Origin of the sequence: Peterkaempfera griseoplana (assembly GCF_001418575.1) — a bacterium.
Taxonomy (GTDB): domain Bacteria; phylum Actinomycetota; class Actinomycetes; order Streptomycetales; family Streptomycetaceae; genus Peterkaempfera; species Peterkaempfera griseoplana.
This window is the reverse complement of record NZ_LIQR01000700.1, coordinates 1-3,596: the sequence shown is the minus strand read 5'-3', so window position 1 is coordinate 3,596 and position 3,596 is coordinate 1. Positions and strand designations below refer to the sequence as shown.

Annotated in this window: 4 protein-coding genes; all 4 read left to right on the top strand. The window is 71.3% G+C overall.

What is annotated here, in order from left to right; genetic code table 11:
- Window positions 1-727, top strand: a 727-nt coding sequence (locus AOK09_RS35660; protein WP_169797116.1) for a DNA cytosine methyltransferase, incomplete at its 5' end; no start/stop codon positions are given.
- Entirely contained in the window at window positions 727-2,085 is a 1,359-nt protein-coding gene (locus AOK09_RS35655; RefSeq protein ID WP_322973241.1) for a replication initiator, read from the top strand. The genes AOK09_RS35660 and AOK09_RS35655, both read left to right, overlap by 1 nt.
- The gene (locus AOK09_RS35650) at window positions 2,078-2,290 is read left to right on the top strand and encodes an excisionase family DNA-binding protein (RefSeq protein WP_055591331.1); all 213 of its coding nucleotides are present in this window, start codon (window positions 2,078-2,080) and stop codon (window positions 2,288-2,290) included. Before AOK09_RS35655 ends, AOK09_RS35650 begins: the two co-directional genes overlap by 8 nt.
- The gene (locus AOK09_RS35645) at window positions 2,290-3,435 is read left to right on the top strand and encodes a tyrosine-type recombinase/integrase (protein WP_055591330.1); all 1,146 of its coding nucleotides are present in this window, start codon (window positions 2,290-2,292) and stop codon (window positions 3,433-3,435) included. Before AOK09_RS35650 ends, AOK09_RS35645 begins: the two co-directional genes overlap by 1 nt.
- Window positions 3,436-3,596 lie beyond the last annotated feature (161 nt).

Below are 3,596 nucleotides of genomic sequence, written 5' to 3'. Positions count from 1 at the left end.
GCTGCTGGTCGCCGAACCGCTGCGCTACGCCCTGGCTCTGCGGCCTGAGTGGGTCGCCCTGGAGGAAGTTCCCGCGGTGGCGCCGCTGTTCGAGCACACGGCCCGCGCCCTGGTCGCCGTCGGTTACTCGACGTGGGTCGGCGTCCTGAACGCTGCCGACTTCGGTCTGGCCCAGACCCGCCGCCGGGTCTTCCTCCTCGCCTCCCGCACCCGTCCCGCCGTGCCCCCGGATCCCACCCACGCCGACGGCGGCCGGCCAGCGGACCTCTTCGGCCCCGGGCGCGCGCCCTGGACCACGATGCGGGACGTGCTCGGCTGCCCGCCTGGCCTGGTGGTCACCCGGGGCAACCACACCACCGGCGGCAGCCACTTCCCCACCACCGGGCCCTCCTGGGCTGTCACCGGCCGTGCCCGCTCCTGGATGCTCAAGGTCGGCAACCGCCCTGGCGCCACCCGCCGCCACCTCGACCAACCCGCCCCGACCCTGCACCTCGGCCGCGCCCTCAACGACGTGTCGTGGTGCGACGACGGCGGCAGCCCGGTGCGCCGCCTCGCCGTCGAGGAAGCCGCCGTCCTCCAGGGCTTCGCCCGCGACTACCCGTGGGCTGGCTCCCGCACCAAACAGTTCGAACAGATCGGCAACGCCGTCCCCCCGCCGCTCGCCTCGGCCGTCCTCGCCGCCCTGGTCGGCCCCGTCGCTGCTCTGCCCGCGGGGGTGGCCGCCTGATGCCAGCCACCACACCGCCGCCCGTCGCCGACCTGCAAGCGCTCGCCTCACTCGGCACCATGCCCGCCCTCATGCGGCAACTTGCGGGGCTGGCCGGCTGCACCCGCCCCATCCGCCTCGACGGCTGGCGCACCGAAGTCCACGCCCCGACCGGTGAGGTCCTGCACCATCTGGAGTCCAGCAAGCTGCCCGCCGGGCATCTGCTGGTGCGCTGCGGCAACCGCCGGGCCACCCGCTGCGCCTCGTGTGCGGAGACGTACCGGCGCGACACCTACCACCTGATCACCGCTGGACTCATCGGTGGCAAGGGCGTCCCCGCCACCGTTGCCGCCCATCCTCGCGTCTTCGCCACCTTCACCGCACCGTCCTTCGGCCCGGTCCACAACCGCCCCACCGGCGGCCCCGGCCGAACCGTCCACCCCTGCCGCTGCGGCATAGCGCACGGAGAGGATGACCCGCTCCTCGGCACACCGATCGACCCCGACACCTACGACTACCGCGGGGCGGTGCTGTGGAACTTCCATTCCGGAGCCCTGTGGGCGCGCTTCACCATCCATCTGCGACGAGAGCTGGCCAAGCGCGCCGGCCTCACACAGCGGGACTTCAAGGAGCATGCCCGCGTCTCCTTCGGCAAGGTCGCCGAATATCAGCGCCGGGGCCTGGTCCACTTCCACGCCGTGATCCGCCTCGACGGCCCCGAGGGCGGCAACACCCCTCCCCCGCCCTGGGCAACCGCCGAACTACTGGCCGATGCGATCCGGGCTGCCGCTGCCCGCGCCTGTCCGCCTGCCCTCCTCCACGACGGCCGCACCTATGAGTTCCGGTTCGGGCGACAGCTCGACATCCGCACCATCCGCTCAGCCGACTTCGACGGACCCGCCCCGATCACCGAACGCGCCGTCGCCGCCTACATCGCCAAGTACGCCACCAAGGGAGCAGAGACCGCGACCGGCGCCCTCGACAGACCGATCCGCTTCCTCGCCGAACTCGCCCACCTCGACATCACCGACCACGCTCGCCGCATGGTCCGCACCTGCTGGGAGCTTGGCGGGCACCGCGACTTCGCCGACTCCCGACTGCGGGCCTGGGCCCACATGCTCGGCTTCCGCGGCCACTTCTCCACCAAGACCCGCCGCTACTCCACCACCCTCGGCGCCCTTCGGGATGCCCGCGCCGCCTGGCGACGCGCCCCAGCGGCAGAACTCCGCCACGGCCCCGACGCTCCCGCCGACGACGAATCGACCCTCGTCCTCGCGCACTGGGTCTTCGCCGGCGTCGGCCTCTCCCCCGGTGAGACATGGCTCACCCAAGCACTCACCCCCGCCCCAGGAACCGAAGGAGAACCCACCCGTGCCTGACCGCCTGCTGACCGTCGCCCAGGTCGCCGACCTGCTCGGCACCACGGAACGGTTCCCTCGCCGACTCATCGCAGAACGGCGCATCGTGTTCGTGAAGGTCGGCCGCCATGTCCGCATCCCAGCCTCCGCCCTGGAGGCCTTCGTCACCGATAACACCGTGCGGCCATTGGCAGTGCGCCGGGTGCGTGCCAGGAGGGCCGCCTGATGCCAAGGCCCAAGGGCGGTCGTCGCCGTTTCGGGTCGGTGCGGCAACTACCATCCGGCCGCTGGCAGGTGCGGTACCGGGACCCGGAGACGAACCAACTCCGCTCGGCAGAGCAGACCTATGCCACCAAGACGGATGCTGAGGTGGCGCTCACTCAGATCGAGGCCGACATCACGCGCGGCCAGTGGTTCGATCCGGACGGCGGGAAGGTCAAGCTTCGGGACTACGCCGATGCGTGGCTACGCGAGCGCAAGTTGGAGGAGAGCACGCGGGAGCGGTACGCCATCGCTCTGCGGCTCCACGTCCAACCCATGCTCGGCGGGCGGGCTCTTGGGGACATCACACCCGCGCGGGTGCGATCCTGGCGCGCCGGTCTGCTGTCGGCCGGCGTGGGTGAGCCGACGGCCGTCAAGGCCTATCAGATGCTCCGGGCCATCATGAATACCGCCGTGGATGACGGGCTGATCCAGCGCAACCCGTGCCGGATCAAGGGAGCCGACACCTACGACGTGCCGGAACGCCCGGTTCTCACCGTTCCCGAGGTCTACGCGGTCGCCGACGCAATCCACCCCCGGTGGCGGGCCCTGGTGCTGCTGGCAGCCTTCACCACTCTGCGCTTCGGCGAGCTGGCGGCCCTGCGACGCCGCGACATCGACCTGGAGGCGCGGGCACTGTGGGTGCGGCGGAACCAAGCAGAGCTGAACAACGGCAAGCTTTACGACAAAGCGCCCAAGAGCCGGGCGGGCTTCCGTCCCGTGGCCTTCCCTGCCGAGATCGTGCCCGACCTGGTCGAGCACCTGGCGCACTTCGCCGGCCGCGGGCCGGACGGTCACCTCTTCCTCGGTACGCGGGGCGGTCAGCTCCGCCGGAGCAACTTCCGGGACGACTGGGCGGCAGCGCGGGTCAAGGCGGGTGTCAGTCCGGAAGCCCACTTCCACGACCTTCGGCACACGGGGAACACCCTCGCCTCCCAGACCGGGGCCAGCACCCGTGAACTCATGGTGAGAATGGGCCACAGCACTGCGCGGGCTGCGTTGATCTACCAGCACATGACCAGCGACCGTGATCGGGCGATCGCCGATCGTATGGGCGAGGCTGCCCGGAAGGCCCTCGGCCGGCCCGAATCGGGCTCATCTGGCACGTGAGTGGCATGACCCCTCCCCGGGCCCCGCCCGGCCAGAGGAACGATCAAGGCCCAGTCTCGGCGGATCACTCCCGCTGAGCTGGGCCTTCGTCGTGTCTGGGGGCTCGCTCCCCCGGGGTGGGCGCAGACGGTTTCGAACCGCCGACCCCTGCTTTGTAAGAG